Consider the following 23,821-nt stretch of genomic DNA (forward strand, 5'->3'; position numbering starts at 1 on the left):
ATTATTCTATAATGAAAGAGTAGCAATGGTTTTTAAACAAACGCGTACCGTTGCTTTTGAAATGAAGGAGGAAGATAATGAAAGAAGGACAAAGATTTGGTGAGATGCAAAAATATATCAATTTAGTTTTAGATTTAGTTTTAGGCTTACTTGCCGTACTTATTTTAATTTTTATGATACGTCAATTGGTGGATATCAGTATGTTTATTATTCAACCAATGACAGCCAAAAATTTATCTCTTGTAATGCAGGAAGTCGTGGCATTTTTTATGTTGTTTGAGTTTATCATGATGATAATACGATACATTCAAGAAGGACACCACATACCAATCAGATATCTAATCCTCATTTGTATAACAGCTATCTTAAGGCAGTTGATGGTTTTACATGGTGAAGCTGTTCAAACGTTATTATTATCTGTAGCGATTTTATCCTTAGTCATTGTGTTATATGTACTTAATTTAAGTGGCAATAAATCATATATTGGATTCACTCCTAAGAAGGATGAAAATACAGGAACAAAATAAAGAAAAAGGTCACTCTATAAAAATGAGAGCGACCTTTTTTGGTTCAAACTAAATACTTAATAAACGAATCAGTCCAATAGCCAAAATAACTTGAATGAAGCCAACGGACAGTCCATAAATCAAAAATCGTTTGCCTTCTTTGAAGAATTTTTGGAAATCTAAGCGTAGACCAATTGCGGCTAAAGCAGTAATTTCAAACCAGCCACTAAAGAAATGAGCTGTTTGACTTAATTCTTCTGGTAAATGGACAAGACTGTTTAAAATACAGAATAAAACAAATCCAACAATATACCAAGGTAAAGCAGCTTTCTTTTTTTGAGGAAGTGTTTCATCAATAGTAGTTAAAACGGATTTTTTCTGTTTAAATTTACCAAAAAGATAAACGACAACTACGAGCAACATGATCCGCATGATTTTAAACAACATAGAAAGTTCTACGACTTGACTGTTGACCATGCTAGCACTTGCTACGACTTGACCTACGGATTGTAGCGTGCCGCCGATCAAGGCACTTTTTGTTAGAATATCAGTCCCATAAATAATAGAAGCAATAATTGGCAAAAGTAACATTAAGATAGTTCCGAGCAAATTAACTAATGTAATGATCTGACCTTTTTCTTCTTCCTTTGCGTGGATGGAAGGAGCAATCGATGCAACAGCAGATGAACCGCAAACCGCATTTCCTCCAGCCATCAATAGGGACATGTTATCTGAAAAAAGCATTTTTTTCCCAAGCATATAAGTAGCCACGATTGTCAAACCCATTTGTAAAATAACAAAAATACCGCCTTTGAGTCCAATTTGAGCAATTGTTTGAAAGGTAACTGTTGCACCCAGTAGTACCACCGAAAATTCTAATAATAAACTTTCTGCTACTTTTGTTCCTTTTTGCAAAACTGGATTTTTTAAAAAAGTATTGCCTAATACAATACCAAGCAAAATTGCAATCGTTGCAGCACCTAAAGTGGGAAGCCAAATTGCTGCGATTTTGCTAATAACCGCTACAATAAACGCTGTGATTAATCCAGGTAAAATAACCATTACTTTTGTTACGTAGGAGTGTGTTATATCATTATTTTTCACTAAAGCTTTCATCTTCTTTCCTTGTTTGTCTGTAATCCAAGTATAACCGAATAATTTGCATTTGAGAAATAAATAGTTAAAATAATATCTATAACTAAAACGAATGGAAGGGTTCTCTATGTTTAAATTACTGCAAACATTTCGTGTTGCTTATGAAACAAAAAATTTTTCAAAAACTGCTGAACAGTTGTTTATTTCTCAACCAGCAGTCTCTAATCAAATAAAACAGCTAGAAAAAGAGCTTAACATTAAGTTATTTGTTCGAAATGGACGTCAAGAAATCATCACCACCAAGCAAGCGGATGTATTATACCGTCACTTACTCAACTTATCAGATGATTGGGAAGATACATTACAAGCATTAAAGATACAAAACATTCCCAAGGAAACGTGTAAAATCGTTGCATCAAATACATTTGCTGTGTATTATTTACCAGAATTGATGAAGCAGTTAGTCAGAGAGTTTCCAGAAGTTTCGTTTATTTTAGATATGGATAATTCTGAGAAGGTTTTGGATAAAATAGACAAGCACCAAGCACATTTTGGATTCATCGAAAAACCATTAATAACAGAGTCAATTATCCGTCAAGAAATTTTATCCGATGAATTAGTTCATGCTGGTGATTTTTCACAAACCTTATGGTTGGTTCGTGAAGAAAATTCAGGGGTTTTTCATTATACAGAACGTTACTTTTTAGAACATAATTTAAGTCCTCAAAAAATGATCATCAAGAATAATGAAATGATTGTAAGATGTTTGGAGCAAGGTATCGGACAATCAATTATTTCGAAGAAAGCATTGACGAAAAAAATAAAATGGCGCCCTTTAGACCAAGCCTATCAAAGAAATTTTTATTTTCTTAAACGACAACAGGTCAAATCTCCTAAATTAGATAAAATCGATTTATATATCAATAACTATTACCAATAAAAAATTGAGAAAAAGATTATTATTTTTTAATATGAAGAAATATAGCGGACGTTTTAATGGAAAAAAATAGGTGTCTTGTGCTATCTTATTAAGAGATATTAATGAACACTATCAACAATATTGATATAAAAGTTTAATCTGCACGGATATATTATCTTAGTTATTTCGATAATTAAGAGTATTGTGATGAGTTGTAAGATAGGAGGAAATAGAATGGAAGCATTTTTATGGAACATTCAGCTAGAAGAATATGTTGCAACAGTCGATCGAGCAATCAAAGTTGAACAAGATTTTATTAATTATTATAAAAATCTTGCACTGGAAGCTAATCAATTGGTGGAAAGTATTGATGGTAGCTCATTATCATCAATTTTACCAAGGTTGATGGCTATAGATGAAAAATGTACATTGGTTATTTTTTATATTTTTAACGGCTATGCATTGGAAAATGGAACTGTAGCAGATACGATCCAGCTAATTGAACATGAATATAAAAAAACACATAGAGAAAAATATATTTTTGATATGCCAGAATATGAAACTTGGTCGATTTCACAACGAATTAGTTGATGCTATATAAATCATTACATAATCATACATTGAACATGTGTGAAAGAATACTTTTTTTTGTAAAATCTGTCTGGAGTATGAACGTAGCGTTTTTCATAGAAAGTAACATAATATAGCATAAATAAAATAGTGTGATTGAAAGAGGGCAGATCGCTCTCTTTTTCTGTAATATTTTTAGATCAAGCCTGTATGTTATCATAAAATATAGCCTTTATATGTAATGTTTCAAACAAAAAATAATGAAAGAGCAAAATACCCTTTGAGCGGAGCGTGTCATTATGAAATCAATGGATTATCTAGCAAGTATCATTCAGAAAATTAGTGACTGGCCATTAACTGATATCAAATTAGAAGAACAAAACAAAGAGTATGAAGCAACAACATTTTCCCTAGCTAATCGATCGTTTCGAAGCAGAAGAGGGAAGAAAACGACAAAAAAATTGGGTTATTTTGTTGTTTTTTGGGAAAAAGATGCAGAGCTTAAAAATAAGCCCTATGATTTTTATTCTGCTCCCGACAAGTTGATTGTTACAATATTCGATGAAAATAAAATCGGTCAGTTTATCTTTCCAAAAAAACTTTTAGCAGAAAAAAATATTTTGAACTACGGAAAAAATAAAGGCAAAATGGCTCTTAGAGTATATCCCGATTGGGTAACTGGGTTAAACAAAATAGCAAGCACAACTCAAAAATGGCAAAGTCCATTCTTTATTGACCTAACAAATAATTGGGATCTTCAGTTATTGAAAAAGTTGTATTTTAGCTAAGTATTCGGATTTTTACGATTATTTTGAATAGAAAAAAATAAACTGGAAATAAGAAACGAATCTTATTTCCAGTTTTAATAGTCAGCAATAAAGAAAATACAAACAATGATATTCATATAAAAGGAAGTTACCGAAAAAATGTTGTATTTGTTTCGCTCATTGTGTTTTCTTAAGCATACTTGGGAGTAGTAGTTGACTATTATTTTTTTAAAGGATTGCTTACTTACTGATTAAAACATCCAGGAGAATGGGTAAAAAGCTGGTTGGGATCAGCATTTCATATAGTCAATGGTTGGTTGACAAATTATATGTTATGAATAAAAAGTAAGTAAGCAACGCCTCTGGATAGAAACGAATACATAAAAAAATGGCATTGGAAACACGTCCAATGCCATTGTAAGTACAATAAATAAGCATAAACATCTTTTGCTCAGAAAAAAACTAGTATAAACCTCTAGAAATTTTTGTGAAAATTGAGTAAAATGGAAGATGTCAATGTATAAATATTGGCTTAAGCAACTTGATTGGTCAGGTGTTCACTGACTGTTCAGGGCTTCATGATTTAGTTGGTAGCTAAATTATGAAGTGCTTTTTTTTATCCTATTCGTTTCTATCTACCATTCATTTTATAGGAAAACCTTTTTAGGGTCAATAAAGTGTTGGAAAAAAATTACTTGAATAACTAGATAATTGCTTTTTTAGTAAAAATTATCTCTTCAATAAGATTGAAAAAACTATCTGAAATTGTTTAGTGAAAAAAAGACGAATACACAAACGTGTAGATATTTGGAGAAATACTAGAAGTTGCTTAAGAGCAAGGAGGATTTTTTATGAAGAACTGTCATTTCTTCTCCTTTCAAAAAAAGCCATGATAGCGTAAAATGTAAGTGTATACAAAATTGGAACACATTTGTGAGGGGAAAATAAATGGTAATGGAAATGGTTATAATACTGACGATTTTCACTTACGGCAGTAACTTTATTTTATTTATGCTTCTTAAGCAGAAAGAAAAAATACAAGGTGTTGAGAAATTGTCGATCATTTTTGGTGTGAATATGACGATTTTACTCTTAAATGGCATCTTTTTGTTTATTGGAAAAATGATCTCAGATAGTGGCGTTGCTGTTTTGGAATAAGTGCTGTTTGTCTGTAAAATGAAGCAAAACTGATTTTTAGGTTTGCTTTATTTTTTTTGAAAATTCGGCTAAAAGACCTATATGAATGACGAGTTATTTCTGATAAGGTACAATAGAAAGAAACAACTGGAGGGTAAATGATGGCAAAGATCATGATTATAGAAGATGAAACGACCATTCGTGATTTAATCAGCGAAGAATTACAGAAATGGCAGTTTGATACATTTGGAACGACAGATTTTAATAATGTATTAGAGGATTTTCAACGTGAAGAACCTCAATTGATTTTATTAGATATTAATCTTCCTGTTTTTGACGGTTATTACTGGTGTCAGAAAATCCGTGAGGTTTCAAAAATTCCGATTATTTTTATTTCTAGCCGAAATACGAATATGGATATGATTATGGCGATGAACATGGGGGCTGATGACTTTGTCACAAAACCGTTTCAGGTGGATGTGCTGATTGCAAAAATCAATGCATTGTTGCGTCGTTCTTACAACTATTCAGAAGTTGGCAGCGAAGTCATGTCTCATAACGGGATTACTTTAAACGTTGACAATGGTAGCATGGAGATCGATGGAGAAGTGATTGATTTAAGCAAAAATGAATACCGTCTGCTCTATATTTTGATCAAGAAACACGGGAAAATTTTAACGAGAGAGAAGTTATTGCGGGCGTTGTGGGAAGATGAGCGTTTTGTTGACGATAATACATTGACTGTTAATATCAATCGCTTAAGAAAAAAAATCGAACAAGCAGGTATTGAAGGATATATTGAAACAAAAGTTGGACAAGGATATATCGTACCATAGATAGGAGAAGAAAATGACCGTTTGTAAATATTTGAAAGATCACTGGCTTTTACTAATTGGCTGGCTATTCTTCATTGGGGTAACTTGCTTTATTTTATGGTTGTCTCCAGATATGGTTGTAAAACCATCAGTCATTGGTTATTTGGTATTATTACAAGGATTATTTTTACTGCTATTTTTAACGATTGATTATTCATTGAAAAAACGTTGGTGGCGTTCTTTGGATATTTCAGAACATCCCCCTTCTTTGCAGCATTATTTAGGAGATGCATCAAAGTCAGAAGAAAAACTAGTTCAAGATTATATCAACGGTTTAATGGTAGAGCATCAGCAAGTCATGCAACAAGCAATCAATAATCAGCAAGACCAAAAGGATTATATCGATTCTTGGGTTCATGAAATCAAAGTCCCTCTTGCGGCTGTGAATTTGATTTTACAGTCTATAGAAGATGACATTCCTGAAAAAAAATATTATTTAGTTGAAAATGAGTTAAATAAAATTGACGAATATGTAGAGCAAGTCCTTTATTATGCTAGATTAGACAGCTTTTCCAGAGATTATTTGATTCAGGAGTATTCGTTGAAAGAAATTGTTCAGTCTGTAATCCGAACACAAGGAAGTTATTTCATCCAAAAGAATTTGCGGTTCTCGATTGAAGGAAATGACCAGATGGTTTTGACTGATGCGAAGTGGGTTGCGTTTATTTTTAAGCAATTAGTTAGTAATGCCATCAAATATACACCTTCTGGAGGAGAAATTACAGTTACTTTTTCTCGGACAAAAGAAGGCGCTTGGCTATCATTGAAAGATACAGGGATTGGGATTCCAGAAGCTGATCAAAGGCGCATTTTCGATAAAGGTTTTACTGGGGAAAATGGTCGGACAAGTGAGCAACATTCAACCGGATTAGGGTTGTACTTAGCCAAAAGCTTAGCAGATAAATTAGGTCATCAATTGACAGTGGAATCTGTGGAAGGTGAAGGAACAACGGTGAAACTTTTGTTTCCTTTTTTAAGTTATTTTAATGAACGAAGATAAATAGTAGTGTTGAGAAATGTTTGTTTAATTTCTTAGCGCTATTTTTTTGTGTATAGAAAAGATTGGGGATAAAAGTAGTTGATTTACTTTGAGTATATTAATTTTTAAGAACCAAATCTCTAATAATAGTGGGTTGTTTACTTGGGATTTTTTTATCCGATATACTTGATATTAGGGTGGAAAAATAAAAAGGAGTATTATACGATGATTGATGTTAACGCAGTAGAAATCCAAAATCAGGTGGCCAAAATTGGTCAAGCCAACGACAAATTAGCCATTTCAAAAACAGTAACCTTGTTTGAAGCAGAATTACACACCCTCAGAGACGAGGAAGATGCCGATGGTTAAAATGGTAATTGGTGAAGTAAAAGCCCAAACAGAGCAATTCAAAGCCTTTGGGTAACAGTACAGCAAGACATTAGAAGCTGTGTCATACGCTACACAATAAATTCAGTTAGTTATTGATATGAGGGAGCAAGGAGTGGCACGATCGATCCAAATTAAATGCTATTCAATCATATAATGAGAGAAATTCTATTGAATTTTTTTCTATCCTATGGTTGCGTAGAGAGCGTTTTTATTGTTAGACTTACTGTATAATAAGTTTTGATAGGAGCATATGTATGGAGATATTAGTTGCTTTGATCCCAATGTTTGCTTGGGGAAGTATTGGATTGGTAAGTGGTAAGATCGGTGGAAGTGCCAATCAGCAAACACTTGGAATGACCATCGGTGCATTATTCTTTTCGATCGTTCTCTTTTTTATCGTTCAACCGGCAATCAGTATTCAAATGATTGTGATCGGAGCGTTATCTGGTTTATTCTGGAGTGTGGGGCAAAATCAGCAGTTTCACGGAATGAAGTATCTGGGAGTTTCCGTTGGTTTGCCTGTTTCAACTGGGATGCAGCTGATTATTAATACGATTGCTGGGGCCGTATTTTTTCATGAGTGGAACGGCAGTAGAGATTATCTTTTAGGATTTATTGCGTTAGGACTTTTGGTTTTCGGTGCGTATATGACTGCTCGGCAAGATGATGACAGTGGTGTAAAAACCACCAATTCAATGTTGGATTTTAATAAAGGGTTGCGGGCGTTACTTGTATCAACTGTTGGTTATGGTGCATATACGATCATTATTAAAGCTGCCGAACTTGATCCTATGGGGATTATTTTACCTCAAAGTATTGGGATGGTGATTGGTGCTAGCTTCTTTGCTTATAAAAAGGTAAAAGTGGATCGCTATGTTTGGATGAATATGAGTTGTGGACTTTTATGGGGTTTAGGAAATATATGTATGCTATTGACGATGCGCCAACTTGGTTTAGCCATCAGTTTCTCCTTGTCTCAAATGGGGATTATTATTTCGACTTTAGGTGGAATTTACATTTTAGGTGAGAGAAAGACCAAAAAAGAAATGAGATATGTCATTATTGGTTGCCTATTCGTCATTTTTGGTGGTATTCTTTTAGGGTACATGAAAGCGTAAATGTATGATTTACGCTTATTTTTACGAAAAAAATTATTGCAATTATTTGTATAAGACAATGTATTGATTTTATTGGAGGAAAAGAAATGTCGATGTTTAGAAAAAAGGGACTAACGGACGTATCAGCTGAGCCGAGTTCAATGAAAAAAGATTTAAAAACAATGGATTTGATTATGTTAGGGATCGGTGCAATTGTTGGAACAGGGATTTTTGTGGTGACTGGTGTTGCGGCTGAACAATATGCAGGGCCTGCATTATCACTTTCCTTTTTAGTAGCAGCAGGTGCAATTATTTTAGCAGGTTTGTGTTATGCCGAGTTTGCCTCAAGGATTCCTGCAATTGGCGGACCGTATGCGTATATGTATGTTGTATTTGGCGAAATCGTTGCTTGGATGACTGGCTGGCTAGTGATATGTGAATTTTTTCTAGCAGTATCTTCCGTTGCTTCTGGTTGGTCTGGTTATGTTCATGGTTTTTTAAACAGTCTAGGCGTTGATTTACCTAAAGCATTGAGCGGCGCCTATAATCCAGCTAATGGTACTTACGTTGATTTGATTGCGGTATTGGTTCTTTTAGCTGTTACGTTTTGGGTTTCGTTGGAAGCGAAGACTGCGTTACGTTTGAATAATGTAATGGTTTTTGTTAAATTCGGAATTATTGGACTCTTTTTATTAGTAGGGATTTTTTATGTAAAACCTGATAATTGGCAGCCATTTATGCCATTTGGCTTTTCAGGAGTAGTTAGTGGTGCTGCAGTTGTTTTCTTTGCCTTTTTAGGATTTGATGCAGTTAGTATGACGGCAGAAGAAGTTAAAAATCCGCAAAAAGATATTCCTAGAGGGATCATTGGTTCAATCATCATAACCACTGTTTTATATGTGATTGTGACATTGATTTTAACAGGAATTGTTCCATTTGACGCACTTGGAGTAAAAGACCCAGTGGCATTTGCGATGCGTTTTGTACAACGTGATGGAGTGGCTGCTGTGATATCAGTTGGTGCGATTTTGACTCTTTTAACAGTGACAATTTCTATGATGTATAGCCTTGCTCGGATTATTTATGCAATTAGTAAAGATGGTTTGTTGCCTAAGTTTATGAGCAAAATCGATGAAAAACATCGGACGCCTAGAAATGCAACATATGTAGCGGGTCTGTGTTCAATGATTTTTGCAGGCTTAGTACCGATGGAGCTTTTGGCTGAGTTGACGAACATTGTTACATTGATGTATTTGATCGTGATGGCGATTGGTATTATTCGATTAAGAAAAATTGCCGGTGATCCAAAACCAGGTGAATTTAAGATTCCATTTGTTCCGTTTGTTCCCATACTTCTAGTGATTGTTAGTATTGGATTGATGTTACAATTACAGGCGGCTACGTGGAAAGCTTTTGTTGTGGCACTAGTTTTAGGATTTGTTATCTATTTTGCTTATGGATATAAGCACAGTAGTGAAGCCCAAATTAAAAAATAAGCCAAATAGAGGAGGGGGACGAAAGAGTTTAGATCTGAGAAATTAAGAAGGGATTGACGGAAATTGTTTTTCAAATTTTTGTGAATTTTAGCTTATTTCTTAAGGCGTTACTTTCGTCTCACCGTTAAATTGGATTTAGAGAGCGGAACAAAACTGACTTTTAGTTTTGTTCCGCCTTTTTTTATTTAAACAAAAGGAGCTAAATTTTCATTATGAAAAAAGCCCTATTTGCAGTATAGTTATAGTAAGAGTAAATAGTCAAGAAAAGGAGTGGATCGAAAGAATGTCATATCGAATCGAAAAAGATTCTATGGGAGAAATTCAAGTACCCGAAACGGCTCTTTGGGGGGCGCAAACGGAGCGGAGTAGGCAAAATTTCAATATAGGCACGGAAAAAATGCCGCTAGCTCTTATCCACGCTTTAGCATTAGTAAAAAAGTCTGCTGCAAAAGCAAATGAAAGAACAGGCAAACTAGAACCAACGATCAGTCAAGCTATTCAACAAGCAGCAAATAAAGTTATTAAGGGCGAGGTAAATGAAGATTTCCCTTTATCTTTATGGCAAACAGGTAGTGGAACTCAAACAAATATGAACGTCAACGAGGTTATCGCTCATCTGGCTGCAAAAAATGAGACGTTTGTTCATCCAAACGATCATGTCAATATGTCTCAAAGTTCAAACGATGTTTTTCCAACAGGAATACATGTTGCAGCTGTGATGTTGATTGAGGAGCAGCTATTTCCAGTAATGAAACAAGTGATTCAAACACTAGAAACACTTGAATCAGAAAATGAAAAAATCATAAAAATCGGCAGAACACATTTACAAGATGCCACACCAGTTACCTTTGCTCAGGAAATCAGCGGATGGCGTTCTGGAATAGAACATACGTATCGTATGCTTGAATTATCGCTGACTGAGTTGAAACAACTAGCGATCGGTGGAACGGCAGTAGGGACGGGTTTGAACGCATCAAAAGAATATATTGAGGCATTCCTTAAAAGCTTGAATGAAGAGACAACTATTCAATTTTCAGAAGATCCAAATAAATTTCATGGACTGGCAAGTAAAGATGGGATTGTTTTTACTTCTGGTGCTTTAAAAGCACTTGCGGCTAATGTAATGAAAATGGCCAATGATATTCGTTGGATGGCTAGTGGTCCACGTAGCGGTTTAGGTGAAATTACGATTCCTGCCAATGAACCAGGCAGCTCAATCATGCCAGGGAAAATCAATCCAACACAATGCGAAGCATTAACGATGATTGCTATTCAAGTGATGGGAAATGATACAACAATCGGAATTGGCGCCTCACAAGGAAACTTTGAATTAAATGTTTATATGCCGGTTTTGGCATATAACTTGATCCAAAGTATTGAATTATTGGCAGATGGGTTACGTTCTTTTGATCAGAATTGTTTGACTGGAATCAAGGCAGATCAAGAAAAAATGAGTCAATATGTGGAGCAATCTTTGATGCTTGTTACAGCATTGAATCCTCACATCGGATATGATAATGGCGCAAAAATCGCAAAAAAAGCATTTGAAGAAAATCTTACGTTAAAACAAGCGGCATTAGCTACTGGCTTGGTTACAGAAGTAGACTATGACAGATGGGTCAAACCAGAGCAGATGTTGGGAAAATAAACGAAACCATTTTTGAAAGGAAGAGACCATGACAGATATTTATGAAGAAGCCTTAAAAGCACATGCCAAGTGGCGTGGGAAAATTGATATTCACTCAAAAGTCGAAGTGAACACAAAAGAGGATTTATCTTTAGCATATACACCAGGTGTAGCTGAACCGTGTAGAAAAATTCATGAAGATCCAAACAAAATATATGATTATACATGGAAAGGAAATACGGTAGCAGTAGTGACCGATGGAACGGCTGTCCTTGGTTTAGGTGATATTGGACCTAAAGCGGCATTGCCTGTAATGGAAGGTAAAGCATTATTATTTAAAGAATTTGCTGATATTGATGCGATCCCGATTTGTCTAGATACAAAAGATCCAAAAGAAATCATCAGTATTATCAAAGCAATGGCACCGACATTTGGCGGAATCAATTTAGAAGATATTTCTGCACCTCGCTGTGTAGAAATTGAACGTGCATTGATTGAAGAATTAGATATTCCTGTTTTCCATGATGATCAGCACGGAACAGCGATTGTTACGATTGCAGCTCTAATCAATGCTTTGAAAATTGTAGATAAAAAAGTCGATGAAATCAAAGTCGTGGTTTCTGGAACTGGAGCTGCTGGCAGTGCGATTATCAAAATGCTGAATCATTTTGGCGTGAAGAATATCATTGCCTTCAACATTGATGGAGCCTTAAGTAAAAAGATGGAAAGACCTATGAACTTTTTAGAAAAAGAGATTGCTGAGATTACAAATGCAAATGATTTTCAAGGAACGTTAGGCGAAGCAATGGTCGGTGCGGATGTTTTTATTGGCGTTTCTGCCCCAAAATTAGTTTCAAAGGAAATGGTGGCCTCTATGAATTCAGGAGCTATTGTGTTTCCAATGGCTAATCCTGAATCAGAAATCGATTATCAAGATGCAATTGATGCAGGGGCAGCTGTAGTTGGAACAGGGCGGTCTGATCATCCAAACCAAATCAATAACGTGTTGGCTTTCCCCGGATTGTTTAAAGGAGCTTTTGTAGCTGGAGCAACGAAAATCACAGAAAACATGAAACTTGCAGCGGCCAAAGCCATTGCGGAAATCATTCCAGAATCTGAGTTGACAAGTGAATATATTATTCCCTCTGCTTTTAATCAAGAGTTAGTTGAGCTTATTATTCGGGAAGTTGCAGAAACGGCTGTTCAAGATGGCGTTATTAGGGACTAAATAAAAAATTTAATCAGAGCTTCTGTTAGTTTTAGCAAAAATCAAACTAACAGAAGCTTTTTTATATAGAGAAAATACAAGGATTTCTAGTTCAATAAAGCCAAGTATGGTATACTATTTAGGAGTAAATTCAAGAGAATGCTAAAGGAGGATGTTTCTGTATGTCAGAAAAAGAAACATTTTATATCACCACCCCTATTTATTATCCAAGCGGACAACTACATATCGGCAATTCCTATACAACAATTGCCTGTGATGCGATGGCCCGTTATAAACGTTTGATGGGCTTTGACGTATTTTACTTAACGGGTGTGGATGAACATGGACAAAAAATCGAAAATAAAGCATCAGAATTAGGCGTAACTCCTAAAGAATATGTCGATAAAATGGCGGCAGATGTTCAAAAACTATGGAAAACACTTGATATTAGCTATGATAAATTCATCCGTACAACAGATGATTATCATAAAAAAGCAGTACAACAAATCTTTGATCAATTATTGGAACAAGGAGACATTTACCTTGGTGAATACGAAGGTTGGTACTCTGTTTCAGATGAAGAATACTTTACTGAAACTCAATTAGCTGAAGTTTATCGTGATGATGAAGGCAAAGTAATTGGCGGGAAAGCACCAAGCGGCCACGAAGTTGAATTGGTGAAAGAAGAATCTTATTTCTTCCGTATGAGTAAATATGCAGATCGTTTGTTGGAGTATTACAATGAACATCCAGAATTTATTCAACCTGAATCACGCAAAAATGAAATGATCAACAACTTCATTAAACCTGGTCTAGAAGATTTAGCTGTGTCACGTACAACATTTTCATGGGGAGTTCCGCTGTCTAATGATCCAAAACATGTGGTTTATGTATGGATCGATGCGTTATCAAACTATATCACAGCTTTAGGCTACGGTTCAGAAGATGACAGCTTATTTAAAAAATATTGGCCGGCAGATGTTCATATGGTCGGAAAAGAAATCGTACGTTTCCATACGATTTATTGGCCAATTATGTTGATGGCATTAGATTTACCGTTACCTAAGAAGATTTTCGGTCATGGCTGGTTATTGATGAAAGATGGAAAAATGTCAAAATCTAAAGGCAATGTGGTTTATCCAGAAATGTTGGTAGAACGTTATGGATTAGATGCCTTACGTTATTACTTATTACGTGCAATTCCATTTGGCAGTGACGGCGTCTTTACACCAGAAGACTTTGTTTCGCGGTTAAATTATGATTTAGCTAATGACTTAGGCAACCTTCTAAATCGTACGATCGCCATGATCAACAAATATTGTGATGGATTTGTACCAACATATGCGTCAAAAGTAACACCATTTGACAGTGAACTATCAACAACTGCTGCAAATGTAATTGGAAAATACCATGAAGCAATGGAAAAAATGGAATTCAACACGGCCATCGCCGAGGTTTGGACCTTGATTTCTCGTGCAAATAAATATATTGATGAAACACAACCATGGGTCTTAGCTAAAGATGAAGAAAAGAAAAATGAATTAGATAGCGTAATGGTTCATTTAGCAGAAAGTCTGCGTATTGTAGCAATTCTTATGCAACCAGTAATGACTGAGACGCCGAAAAAAATCTTTGAACAATTAGGCTTAGATCCTGAAACAATGAATATGGAAAAAATCCATTTTGGTGAGTTTCCAACTGGAATCAAAGTTGTTGCAAAAGGAACACCTATTTTCCCACGATTAGAAATCGAAACAGAAGTGATTTATATTCAAAAGAAAATGTCCCAAAAAGAACAAACAACAACGGAAGAAATCAAATGGAACCCAGAAGAAACAGAACTTGTTTCAACGAAAGATAAACAAATCAAATACGATGATTTTGATAAAGTAGAATTAAAAGTAGCTGAGGTCGTGGATTGTAAAAAAGTCAAAGGTGCCGATAAACTATTACAATTCCGTCTGGATGCAGGAGACGAACAAGATCGTCAAATTCTTTCAGGGATTGCTGAATTTTATCCAGATCCAAGCGCTTTGATTGGGAAAAAAGTTGTGATCGTAGCAAACTTAACACCAAGAAAAATGCGTGGAGAGATTAGTCAAGGAATGATCCTTTCAGCTGAATCTCCAGAAGGTAAGTTGCAACTTATCGAGGCACCAAAAGAAATGCCAAATGGAGCAAGCATTGCGTAATTGATTTAATAGTATAAAAAACGATTCACAAGAAGTCCAATTATCTATGAAAGATAATTGGATGTTGTGATCGTTTTTTTTTTAACAATTTTTAAGTACTAATTCTGTATAAATGGAATAAATAAAAAATAGTTCAAACAAGAGTAGGCATAAACTAAATTTTACGGTATGATTATTTAGAGTTCTAAAAAACTTAACTAATGAATAAGGAGAATAGTAGAATGAAAATGAAAAAGTATCTGTTGGGAATGGTTGTAGGAGTTGCTGTACTTCTTTTAGCAGCTTGTGGAGCTGATCCACGAAAAGACTTCACAAAAGAAGTCTTGAATTCAAAAAGTGAGCAGTACAATGCCGCAAGTTTTGAAATGAAAATCAATGATTTCACATATGATGGTGATGAGCGTGGGGCTTATGTAAAAATGTTTGCCAACCAATTAAAAGATATGGGCATCAATGGAAGCTATACTGTTGATAAAAAAGAAGAGAGTATGGAAATGGAAATCACAGCCAATGTATTTGGTAAAAAATTACCCTTCCAATTTGTCGGTAAGAAAGACAAGTACTATACGTCTACTAGTTTTGTTTCAGGAGTGCTTGATTTAGTGAAATCTTTTGGTTATCCAGGCGAATTAAGTAAAGATGATTTAAACAAGTTAGAAGGAAAATATATTGATGTTGTGGATACCTTGCCATCCGCCAAATTAGACAAGAAGAAAAATCCCTTGAAGAATAAACTATTTGTAAATCCTGAAGATGCCAAAATGGCTAAAGAAATGAAAAAACTAATCGAAAGCTTCGACAAAAAGTCATTTAAAAATGAAAAAGATATCGTTACCCACACCTTTACAAAAGCTGAAATTATTAAAATGATGGAAAAAATCGATGAAGTGTCTAAAGAAGATAAAGATTACAAGAAATCAGGGAATGAAAAAGAACTGAACGATGTAATCAAAACAGTCAAAAAAGATATAAAAAAAATGGACATCAAAGTGAGCGTCAACAAAAAAACGAAAGCAACAGATTTTGAAATCTCTATAGAAGCTGTGGATAATAAGAAAGCAAATCTGGGAATGGTCATGACTATTTCAATTAAACCACAAAAGAACGATAAAAAAATTAAAATACCAAGTAAAAAAGAAGTAATCAGTGAAGCTGAATTAAATGAAATTTTTGCTAACATTGCTGGAACTAACTCAGAGGAAAAAGAGTTAGAAGATGACTCAATTGATTATAGTGCTTTAAAAGACGATCCAGAACTTCAAAAAATGATGGATGAGCAAGTAAATGAACTAATCAAAAAAATCGAAGAAAATCCTGAAATGGTGACAGATGATTCTGCAAATGTAATTCGCGAAAAAGTAAAAAATATCTTTAATGAAGAACAAATGAATAAATTAAACGAAGCAATAGATAAAGCTTTAAAAGCTGGAACAGTTTAAACCTAAAAAAGACAGCAACCTACAATAAAGGTTGCTGTCTTTTTTTATCAAAATACTAAAACTTTAATTTTTTATTTGATTTAAATCTACGGAAACGAGTGGGTAAAAGCATGATCAGTATAGCATAAGGCACGCTAACGATCGACCAAGCCAATGTTCGACTCAAACTGTTGTTTTTATATAACCAATTAAGTAAAAAATGCAATCCTAATATACTAAATGCGACAAAAATTAAAACAGCATAATTAGGTTCATTTTTAATAACAGCTCGAAAGATACCACCAAGTAAAGGAACCAAATAAAAATAGGCACTGGTTAATGAAATACGCCAACTCTTTACCACTGTTCCAAGGTTGATCAAGAAAAATGCAATAGACAATACAATCCCAATGGGTGGGAAAAAGGCGATTAGCGCCGAATAAATAGCTCCCCATAAAAGCATCATCGGGCCTTTTACAATTGCCGCAATAGCTACAAAAAGAGCAATCAGAAGAAATTGCTGAGTCATAGTTCCGTAAGCCAACAAACCAAAGAGAATGAGTAAAACCCAATGCCAAATCGTATTGACTTGCGGTTTTCTTTGAATCCTTACATTCTTTTGGAGCGTTGTCTTTAAAAAGTCAGATTCTTCAAAGAAATTTTTCAAATAGCACTCACTCCTATCCTATTGAAAACCAGATTGAAGTTAAGTTTACTGCTAGATAGAGAAAAAAACATCGGGCTAAAGTCGGTTTTTTAGCCTGATTTTTTTAAGAATTGATTAAGTATAATGTATTTTATTTTACTGTTATTATTTATTTTTATGTGATGAAATTTTTGGATAGGGTTCTTTATGATTTGTTAAGTTCAATAGGTAGTCAACGCTGGTCGAATAATATTTAGCAAGTGTGATAAGAGATTGACTAGGGATATCTAAAAAACCAGATTCATATCGGGAGTAAGTAGTTTGACTAACATTTAAAAGTTTGGCTGACTGCTTTTGAGTTAAATCTGAATCTTCGCGTAGGTCACGAATTCTGTAATACATAAAATCACCTCATGGTAATTTTATATTATGCATTTTTCGCATATATCATTTCATGCAAAAAACGCATAGACATAATCTTTAAAAAAAGGGAGGTATATTTAATTGAAAATTAAAAGATAAAAATTAGTGATAATGTTTTGTTGAAAAATTCTCAACCAATTAAGGAGGTTACTTATCATGATATTTACGATGTGAAGGACTATTTGGAACAATTGGCTTCGTGGAAGGAATCATTGTGTTTGATGAAGGACTTTTTTGATAACCAGGCTATTCCTTAAATAAGAAAAAAATTATGAGGGAATTTCATGCACAAGCCAGAGCATTTAATATATTCTATGCAAACTTTGTTATGAGTATAGATACTTTAGAAAAGAAAGTTGAGAAGTTGGGTGAGAAAGAAAAAGTTAAACTTAAGTAACAGGTATTTATGATTAAAAGTATTTGCACTTTGTAATTAGCTTGTTATTAAAATAAAAGCTGACCGTAACTTATCTCTAAATGATATGTTACGGTCAGTTTTTACTTATTAAGATTACAAGATTCAGATTTTGTTAAAAATAATTTATTAACTGAATATATGTAGTTTTAGGTGACAAATTCAATGCTCATAAATTTAGTCTTTATAAGACCCTTACTTCCAAAATTACAGATAGCAAGCAAATATAATTTTGAAAGTAACAATAAAGAAAAGTCTAACTACACAGTTTAGTAATTAGATAAAACTAAAAAAAATGCTAATCTGTTTTACCCATAATTGACTCAGAAAAATTATTTGGAGAGTAGTTCAAATAAGCAACCTCAGAGGCCTTTAATAATCTCTTTGGGTTAACAACTCGAATTATTTCGGTTAATGGTATTTTTTCAAAGTTGTTTAAGTTATAAATTTCATTAGAAGCTCTTGATTCAGACATTGAAATCATTATCGATGGTTTGCGTTCTATACTTAATTGATTAATAAATTGTATAAATTTAAAATGATCGAAATGATTACTAGTGTACATTTTCTGATTTTTTGAGCTAACGGTTTGTGGGATATATGGCGGATCACAATATATAAAAGAATTTTTCAAATTGTCTTGTAAGTTTATATTAGTTAAAAAATCATTATATGTATGACTAAAAAAACGAACATTATTTATCAATTTTGATATATTTAGAGCTTGTTCGACATTAAATGAGATACTAATTTTTTTTCCAAAAGGAACATTGAACTGACCTGACTTATTTATACGATATACACCATTGAAACAGGTTTTCATTAAAAACCAGAAAATAGAAGATTTATTTTCTAATGTTGTATTAGAGTTAAAGGCTTTTCTCATCTTATAAAAAAAAAGACTTTTGTCATCCAATGTATTTAAAGAATTGTAGTAGATAATAATCTCGTTTATTGAAAAAAGCAGTGTATCAGTAGAGTCACGTAAATTTACGAAGAAGTCAATAAGGTGATTATTAATATCATTTACATAGTAATCATCATATAAATTTAAATTTAATGAGTTGATTAATACAGTTGCAGAACCTAGAAACGGTTCAATGTATATTTTTTTATCAGAATCAAATGATGTTAACATTTCATTTAACATTTTTCGTTTAGAGCCTGTCCATCTAATAGGAGAAGAAATAACGGATGTCATAATATAGTATCTACTTTCAAGTTTTAATTAAATTATATAAGTTAATGACTAAAATATCAATAAAGAATTATTATGATAGTTAACATTGTGCTATAATTAATTTAATAATACATATAAGGAGTTTCTTATGATTAAAGATAAGATGGTTCAAGGAAAAGAGCTAAATGCAGTAAAGAACATTAAGAAAGTTCCGTTTTACCGAAAAAAAATTAGTAAACGAGATTTTGCGTCTTATAAAGCCGAGGGATGGGAAATAGAACGAGAGCTAAAAAATGACATCTGGGTTAAGAAAGATAAGCCTTTGGATGAACAATTTGAAGATAAAGTATGGATGATGTTTTACAAATTAGGGTTTACTATAATGAACAAAGATCGAAATTTTCATATGCCCTATGATAAAAACGGAAAACTGACTAAGCAGATTGATGTTTTTTGTGCAGATGATGAGACAGTTCTATTTATTGAATGTAAGCATACTAATGAGATTAATAAGAAAACGAATTTTAAAAAAGATATTGAAGCTATAAATGGTGTTAAAGGGGGATTAATAAGTGAAATTAATAAACGTTCTGATACTCCTAAAAAAGTAAAATTTATTTTGGCTACTCAAAATTACAACTTATCAACAACTGATAAAGAAAGACTTGAGGGAAGTGATATAGCTTATTTTGATGAAGATGCTTTGCAATATTATGAAGAGTTATCTAAACACCTTGGAAAAGCGTCAAGATTTCAGTTATTGGGGCAATTATTTGAAAAGCAACGAATAACAGGGATGGAAAATAAAATACCAGCAATTCAGGGGCAGATGGGTGGACTAGATTATTATGCTTTTTCTATTGAACCTGATAAGTTATTGAAAATGAGCTATGTATTGCATAAAAGTAATTTTAACAAAGATCAGTTGCCATCTTATCAAAGGATCATAAAGAAAAGTAGACTGAATAAAATACAAGAATTTGTTAAAGATGGAGGTTTTTTTCCAAATTCAATTGTTGTAAACATTGACAAAGGAAAGAAGGATTTACGATTTGATACGTCGAGCCTCCAGGATGAAAACTCTATTAGTAAGATAGGAATTCTTCATTTGCCACCGCTATATCAATCAATATATATAATAGATGGACAACATAGATTGTACGGATACTCGGATACTGAATATTCTAAAATAAATTCTATTCCTGTTGTAGCTTTTGTAAATTTGAAGAAGAATGACCAAATAAAATTATTTATGGAAATAAATGAAAATCAAAAATCAGTTTCTAAGAATTTAAGGAACACTTTGAATGCAGATTTATTATGGGATTCTCCATTGAAAGCAGAACGAACTAAGGCCTTACTGTCTAAAATTGCTCAAAGATTGGGAGAGGATGAAAATTCACCTCTATACGATAGGGTAGTAATTGGAGAAAATCAAAGCAATTCAAAAACCTGTATCAAAATTGAAACGATTATTGGAGCATTAAATAAAACAAATTTTGTATCAAAATTCAATAAAGATAATGAGACTACTAGCAATGGTCTTTTCGATAAAGGTAACAATGATTCAACTTTTATTCAACTATATTCTTTTATTCTTGAATCTTTTTCTTATATAAAAAGAGGTGCTAAAGATGAATGGGAAAAAGGAGAAGATGACGATGGTGTTCTTACTATAAATGTTGGTATCCATGGTTTTATTATGCTTATTTGTGATTTAATAAATTATAAGAGGAATAATGAAGGCTTAGATACTTTAAATGGAAAACCAGAAGATTTACTAGAGAGTATTAAACCTTATCTTGATACAAGTATAAGATATATTAATGATATGAGTCATGAGGATAAGATAGAGTTGAAAAAATCTTATGGATCACAAGGAAAACCTAAGTATTGGAAGAGACTACAAGTAAAAGTGCATTCTGAGCATAGAGATTTTAATCCGGACGGAATTTCTGAGTCTGTGATTGAATATGAAAAAACATATAATGAAGAGGCCAGAATACTTTTACCTGAGTTGGAAAAAAACATTAAAGTGAGATTTGAGAGATTAATGATTGAACATTTTGGTGAGAATTGGGTAAAAGACTTGCCTAAAAAAGTGTATAAATCGGCTGCAGGCATAGTTATTGAAAGAAACTATGATAGTTCAAATGATGAAGAATATTTGATTGAAGATGTATTAACTTTAAACGATTATGCGAATGTTTCTGTAGATAAAAGTAATTGGAGAGATATCTTTGAAAAGTACTTCACTAGACCTCAGGATGAAGGAATTAAAGGAGGTAAAATCAAAAAAATTGAATGGTTAAAACAGATGGATTTGTTAATTCAAAAGAATTTAGATGATTATAGTATTACGAGCCAAGATAATATACTAATTAATGAGTTAAAAGATTGGCTAATAGAAGAATGAACATATTTTTAGATTCATTTTGTGTAATAAAAAGTAGAGTAAAAACGTCATTTATCAATTGTTTACTGATAAATGACGTTTTTACTATATTCGGTATTTATTTAGTTTTAGGATAGAATTGATTTTTAAAGAGTTATTATCCTGCAGTTAATTAAATAATTAATAATATTCATTAGCCGTAAACAATTCACAAAGGCTCCCAACATAAGGTAGAAATACCTGCTTCATCCCGCGAGAAATCGCTGTATAAAGAATCTTCTTCTCTCTTTCAGTCGTTCCATAACGTAATGTTGAAGGATCATGAATAATTACATGATCAAATTCAAGACCTTTTGCCATATCAATTGAAAGAATTTGAGCATTAATCGAGCTATTCTTTTGTGAAAGCTGTTGTTCTAATAATTCTGCTTCATAAGCTGTTTTTGTAATGATCGCAGTATCTTCTTCAACAGCTAAAGTATCTAAAAGTGAAGTAAGTGTATCTAAATATGCTTCTTCATTTTCACAAAAAATAAACGCTGGTTTCTCGCCGTCTTTTCGGATCGGTACGATCTTAAGCTTTTCATGATTTGTAACAAGCGTTTGGAAGAGTTGAGTAATCTCTTTACTTGAGCGGTAACTATTTAATAATTGATAAGAAGTAACAGAACGGCTGGAAGCAGACAATAATTCTTTCAAGCCATTGAAGCTAATCGACGTATTAAAAATTGCCTGATTTTCATCACCTGCCAACGTAAAGTTCGCTTGCGGAAATAATTTCAGCAGTAAAAGAATTTGAGCTTCTGTATAATCTTGTACCTCATCCACCAAAATAAAGGCCATTTGCCGATTAGATAAATCTTCAATAAACCTATCTTTGATTAATAATAAAATCACTACTTCATCTGCCGTATAAGCGGGTGTTGTTTTTTCATACGATACTTGGTGATAGTTTTGATACAAGGATTCAAAAAGCAGCCATTGGTCAAACCATGCAACATTAGCGATATCATCTACCACTTTGCGGTATTTTTTTTGAAGCCGTTGCAGAGCAAATTCTGCTAGTTGTTCTTCATCATCTTCAGTAAATGTTGTGTCAAAATAACGTAATTGTTCTGCTTCCGTTAGATCTTGCATCTGATCCATCATTTTTTTAGACTTTGCTTGTTTGATCAAATAACGATTCCAAAGGCTAGATAACTTTTCTTTGGTGGCTGAAAGTCGCTCTCTGATTGATAAATTAGCAGGTGTTTCTTGATATAGATTAAAAATCACTTCAGCAGTAAATAAAGGTTTGCGTTTGAACAAGATCGGTTGAAAAAGTGCTTGTTGAATCAGAGAAGGATCTTGGAACGTTTGAATGAAATCGGCAAAATCTTGTGATTGGATCACTTTTTGTTGCCCGTTCACCTGTTCTGCAGTGATTCGTTTAAAATAGGCTGATTCACTTTCGATTGGTGCTTTTTCTCGAAACGTAAACTTAAGAAATTGCAGTAAAGTTAAATTCAACGGGTTACGCTCACCTAAATTTGGCAACACTTGAGAAATATAATCAATAAATGTCGAGTTTGGAGATAGCAATAAAATATCGTCAGCTGTGATTTGTGTCCGATGATTATAAAGTAAATAAGCAATTCGCTGCATGATCGCGGATGTTTTTCCACTACCAGCAATTCCATTGACTAAAAGTAACGGATGACTTTCATCACGAATAATCTCGTTTTGTTCTTGTTGAATGGTCGTAGTGATGTCTTTCATATACTGAGAAGAATCAGCTTCTAGCGAATGAAGTAGAATATCATCTTGAATGGCAAGGCTAGTATCAAAAAAGTTGATCAAACGATCTTCTTCAATAATTAACTGCCTTTTCAGATTCAAAGTTACAGGGATTTCTGTTTTGTTGACAAGATAACTGCTATCACCTAAAACATTATTGTAAAAAAGTGACGCAATCGGGGAGCGCCAATCGTAGATTCGTGACTCACCATCTAGATTCGTAAAATCATTCATGCCGATATAAAAAACGTCACGATCAGAATCAGCATCTAAAAATGTTACATCAATTTTTCCGAAATAAGGAACTTTAAGTAGGCGCTCAACTTTTTCTAGTTGTTTAGCAGCCGTTGCATTTTGGATGTTCAATTGATCGATTTCTCTATTTTTCATTTCCATCATAGCAAAAGTCTCTAAGTTATCGGAGTAACTATCAAAATTCAGTTTAGTATCGCCACTAAATTGCTCCAACACTGATTTTCCTGTAGTGTTGACTTCGTTGATAGCTGTTTGAAACTTGTCTTTTGCTTGGATTAATTCTTCGTAAATTTGGTGTAGATGGTTGGTTTCTTGTTTGCGATCATTGGACATGGTGGTTCCTCCTGACATGAAATGCTGTGACCGAATAGTATAAGCTATTTTTTTTAATAAAGCAATCATAAGTAGTTGATAATTTATCGGTGCTGTCCATTCAGCTTTTCGCCAAAATATGAT

At 33.4% G+C, this 23,821-nt stretch carries 20 protein-coding genes; 15 read left to right on the top strand and 5 right to left on the bottom strand.

The window, feature by feature from the left end; translation table 11 throughout:
- Positions 1-77 precede the first annotated feature (77 nt).
- Positions 78-527 (top strand): phosphate-starvation-inducible protein PsiE, encoded by a 450-nt coding sequence (gene psiE / locus BCR23_RS04855; RefSeq protein ID WP_069634358.1) that lies wholly within the window; start codon positions 78-80, stop codon positions 525-527.
- 48 nt (positions 528-575) lie between these two features.
- Here psiE and BCR23_RS04860 read toward each other — a convergent pair whose 3' ends face one another.
- Positions 576-1,622 carry a YeiH family protein gene (locus tag BCR23_RS04860; RefSeq protein ID WP_141706697.1) on the bottom strand — a complete coding sequence of 349 codons (1,047 nt, stop codon included), beginning with the start codon at positions 1,620-1,622 and terminating at the stop codon, positions 576-578.
- A gap of 106 nt (positions 1,623-1,728) precedes the next feature.
- On the opposite strand from BCR23_RS04860, the gene BCR23_RS04865 reads away from it, so the two are divergent.
- From BCR23_RS04865 to BCR23_RS04920, 13 genes are all read left to right on the top strand, one after another.
- Positions 1,729-2,541 carry a LysR family transcriptional regulator gene (locus BCR23_RS04865; RefSeq protein ID WP_069634359.1) on the top strand — a complete coding sequence of 271 codons (813 nt, stop codon included), beginning with the start codon at positions 1,729-1,731 and terminating at the stop codon, positions 2,539-2,541.
- A 213-nt stretch (positions 2,542-2,754) separates the two neighbouring features.
- A complete protein-coding gene (locus BCR23_RS04870; protein WP_069634360.1) occupies positions 2,755-3,111 on the top strand; it encodes a DUF7006 family protein in 357 nt (118 codons plus the stop codon).
- A 278-nt stretch (positions 3,112-3,389) separates the two neighbouring features.
- A complete protein-coding gene (locus tag BCR23_RS04875) occupies positions 3,390-3,878 on the top strand; it encodes a MepB family protein (protein WP_069634361.1) in 489 nt (162 codons plus the stop codon).
- Between the two features lie 927 nt (positions 3,879-4,805).
- Positions 4,806-5,015 (top strand): hypothetical protein, encoded by a 210-nt coding sequence (locus BCR23_RS04880; RefSeq protein ID WP_069634362.1) that lies wholly within the window; start codon positions 4,806-4,808, stop codon positions 5,013-5,015.
- Positions 5,016-5,155: 140 nt separating this feature from the next.
- A complete protein-coding gene (sapR, locus tag BCR23_RS04885) occupies positions 5,156-5,830 on the top strand; it encodes a two-component system response regulator SapR (RefSeq protein ID WP_069634363.1) in 675 nt (224 codons plus the stop codon).
- 13 nt (positions 5,831-5,843) lie between these two features.
- Positions 5,844-6,869: a two-component system sensor histidine kinase SapS gene (sapS, locus tag BCR23_RS04890; RefSeq protein WP_069634364.1), complete on the top strand. Its 1,026-nt coding sequence runs from the start codon at positions 5,844-5,846 to the stop codon at positions 6,867-6,869.
- Between the two features lie 204 nt (positions 6,870-7,073).
- On the top strand, positions 7,074-7,217 hold the full coding sequence (locus BCR23_RS14705) for a hypothetical protein (protein ID WP_167352150.1): 144 nt from the start codon (positions 7,074-7,076) through the stop codon (positions 7,215-7,217).
- 275 nt (positions 7,218-7,492) lie between these two features.
- On the top strand, positions 7,493-8,356 hold the full coding sequence (locus BCR23_RS04895; RefSeq protein WP_069634365.1) for a GRP family sugar transporter: 864 nt from the start codon (positions 7,493-7,495) through the stop codon (positions 8,354-8,356).
- A gap of 86 nt (positions 8,357-8,442) precedes the next feature.
- On the top strand, positions 8,443-9,831 hold the full coding sequence (locus BCR23_RS04900) for an amino acid permease (protein WP_069634366.1): 1,389 nt from the start codon (positions 8,443-8,445) through the stop codon (positions 9,829-9,831).
- A gap of 283 nt (positions 9,832-10,114) precedes the next feature.
- On the top strand, positions 10,115-11,479 hold the full coding sequence (gene fumC, locus BCR23_RS04905) for a class II fumarate hydratase (RefSeq protein WP_069634367.1): 1,365 nt from the start codon (positions 10,115-10,117) through the stop codon (positions 11,477-11,479).
- A 28-nt stretch (positions 11,480-11,507) separates the two neighbouring features.
- Complete coding sequence (locus BCR23_RS04910; protein ID WP_069634368.1) at positions 11,508-12,686, top strand: NAD(P)-dependent malic enzyme; 1,179 nt, start codon at positions 11,508-11,510, stop codon at positions 12,684-12,686.
- Positions 12,687-12,847: 161 nt separating this feature from the next.
- Positions 12,848-14,857 carry a methionine--tRNA ligase gene (gene metG, locus BCR23_RS04915; protein ID WP_069634369.1) on the top strand — a complete coding sequence of 670 codons (2,010 nt, stop codon included), beginning with the start codon at positions 12,848-12,850 and terminating at the stop codon, positions 14,855-14,857.
- 221 nt (positions 14,858-15,078) lie between these two features.
- Positions 15,079-16,296: a hypothetical protein gene (locus BCR23_RS04920; protein WP_069634370.1), complete on the top strand. Its 1,218-nt coding sequence runs from the start codon at positions 15,079-15,081 to the stop codon at positions 16,294-16,296.
- A 55-nt stretch (positions 16,297-16,351) separates the two neighbouring features.
- Here BCR23_RS04920 and BCR23_RS04925 read toward each other — a convergent pair whose 3' ends face one another.
- From BCR23_RS04925 to BCR23_RS04940, 3 genes are all read right to left on the bottom strand, one after another.
- Positions 16,352-16,942 (bottom strand): hypothetical protein, encoded by a 591-nt coding sequence (locus BCR23_RS04925; RefSeq protein WP_069634371.1) that lies wholly within the window; start codon positions 16,940-16,942, stop codon positions 16,352-16,354.
- 144 nt (positions 16,943-17,086) lie between these two features.
- Positions 17,087-17,323: a helix-turn-helix domain-containing protein gene (locus BCR23_RS04930; protein WP_069634372.1), complete on the bottom strand. Its 237-nt coding sequence runs from the start codon at positions 17,321-17,323 to the stop codon at positions 17,087-17,089.
- Positions 17,324-18,057: 734 nt separating this feature from the next.
- Positions 18,058-18,960: a DNA adenine methylase gene (locus tag BCR23_RS04940; RefSeq protein WP_069634373.1), complete on the bottom strand. Its 903-nt coding sequence runs from the start codon at positions 18,958-18,960 to the stop codon at positions 18,058-18,060.
- Positions 18,961-19,087: 127 nt separating this feature from the next.
- On the opposite strand from BCR23_RS04940, the gene BCR23_RS04945 reads away from it, so the two are divergent.
- Positions 19,088-21,355, top strand: a complete 2,268-nt coding sequence (locus tag BCR23_RS04945; protein WP_083241887.1) for a DGQHR domain-containing protein — start codon at positions 19,088-19,090, stop codon at positions 21,353-21,355.
- A 159-nt stretch (positions 21,356-21,514) separates the two neighbouring features.
- On the opposite strand, the gene BCR23_RS04950 is transcribed toward BCR23_RS04945, so the two are convergent.
- Positions 21,515-23,698 carry a HelD family protein gene (locus BCR23_RS04950; protein ID WP_069634374.1) on the bottom strand — a complete coding sequence of 728 codons (2,184 nt, stop codon included), beginning with the start codon at positions 23,696-23,698 and terminating at the stop codon, positions 21,515-21,517.
- Positions 23,699-23,821 lie beyond the last annotated feature (123 nt).

Source organism: Enterococcus quebecensis, from assembly GCF_001730365.1.
GTDB lineage: Bacteria > Bacillota > Bacilli > Lactobacillales > Enterococcaceae > Enterococcus_L > Enterococcus_L quebecensis.